Source organism: Nitrosophilus sp., assembly GCF_982775275.1.
The window spans coordinates 1-1,797 of record NZ_CEXZHP010000027.1; the positions used below are offsets into that span (position 1 = coordinate 1).

Here is a 1,797-nt window from a genome sequence, read left to right on the forward strand (position 1 = left end):
ACATTTTTAACTATTTTAACCAATTTGGACATTGGACATTAGACATTGGTAAATTGGAATTAGGAATTGGGAATTGAACCCTCTTATCTCCTTACCACCTTACCACCTGACTCCCTTCTCTCTTCAACCTTCAACCTTCTCCCTTCTCCCTTCAGCCTTTCACCTAACCACCCAACCATTTTAACCAAATTCAACCAAACCTACGGATGCTTTTTATTAAAGACAAACTCTTTTTGTAGCCATTTTATAACCATCCTAACTCCGGCTCCTCCTGCCCCAAAAGAGTTATATCCCCACTCTTTTTCTACATAAGCTGGACCCGCAATATCAAGATGGAGCCATCTATCTTTATTCTCTTCTTCAATAAATTCGCTCAAAAACAGAGCGGCGGTTATGGCACCTCCGTATCTACTTGAAGAGATATTGCAAATATCTGCTATTTTTGATTCTAAAAGTTTTGGTAGGTATCTATTAAAAGGCAAGATTCCTGCCAACTCTCCACTTGATTTTGCCGCTTCTAACATTTTATCTTTTAACTCATCACTAAAACCCATTATGCCGGTTGTATACTCTCCAAGAGCCACAACGCAAGCTCCCGTTAATGTGGCAAGGTCTATTATGAAATCTGGTTTGATTTTTTCTTGCGCGTAACATAAACAATCAGCTAAAACCAGTCTTCCTTCGGCGTCTGTATTTCTTACTTCGATCGTTTTTTTATTTTTGGCCGTTAATATATCATCGGGCTTATATGCGTTGCCTCCTATCATATTTTCAGCAGCTCCGGCAATTGCGTGAATCTCTACGGGGATTTGTAGTTTTTTTGCAGCTTTAATGATACCAAGAACTGCACAAGCTCCACTTTTATCGCTTTTCATAGTAACCATATAATCGCTAGGTTTCAAACTAAGGCCTCCGCTATCGTATGTTAGACCTTTTCCAACGAGAGCTATTTTTGCTTTAGCATTTTTTGGTTTATATAATAGATGAATCAGTCTTGGAGGATTGGAACTTGCTTTTGCAACGGCTAAAAAGGCTCCCATATTCTCTTTTTCCAAATCTTTTTCATCCAATATTTTACACTCTATTTCTTCTTCTTTTGCCATCTTTTTTGCAATATTTGCAAGAGTTACGGGAGTGATATCGTTTGGTGGAGTATTTACCAAATCTTTTACAAAATTTGTGGCTTCAGCGACTATTATAGCTTCGTTTATACTTTTTTTAGCGTTTTTGGCAGTAAAATTTTTATCATTATAATCCTCTTTTGCTATATATATAACTTCCAAATCGCTTTTTTGTTTTTTGCTTTTATATTTATCAAATTCATAACTACCAAAAATTGCACCTTCAACAAAGGCTTTTATATTTGTTACCGGACAGTTTTGTATATAAACTCCGGCTTTTGCACTTTTGTATTTTTTATTTTTTATTGTTTTTATTGCTTTTGCCGAGGCTATTCTTATCTCATCATGATCTAAATTTTTTACGCCGACATAAATCCTTTTTTGATGGGGCAAAAAAGCCACTTCTTCAGGTTCGCCTTTAAAATTTAGAATATCAAGTTCATCTTTATCTTTCACCCATTTATGATCAAAATTTTTATCGATCACAAAAATGATCTCAATATCGGCATCTATTTCGCTAACTTTTTTTTCTATCAACTCAAATTTCATAAATCCCCCTTAAAATATGCTGTTTTAATAATTTGGAAATAGGCATTGGTAAATAGGCATTGGTAAATGGGAATTGGTAAATGGGAATTTAGAATTGAACTCTCTCTTATCACCTTACCTCCTCACC

Annotated in this window: 1 protein-coding gene; it reads right to left on the bottom strand. The window is 35.3% G+C overall.

All coding sequences use genetic code 11. The features are described 5' to 3' along the window. Positions 1-200: 200 nt before the first annotated feature. Positions 201-1,670, bottom strand: coding sequence for a leucyl aminopeptidase (locus AC30RD_RS02605; protein ID WP_489492631.1), 1,470 nt, complete (start codon positions 1,668-1,670; stop codon positions 201-203). Positions 1,671-1,797: the final 127 nt, after the last annotated feature.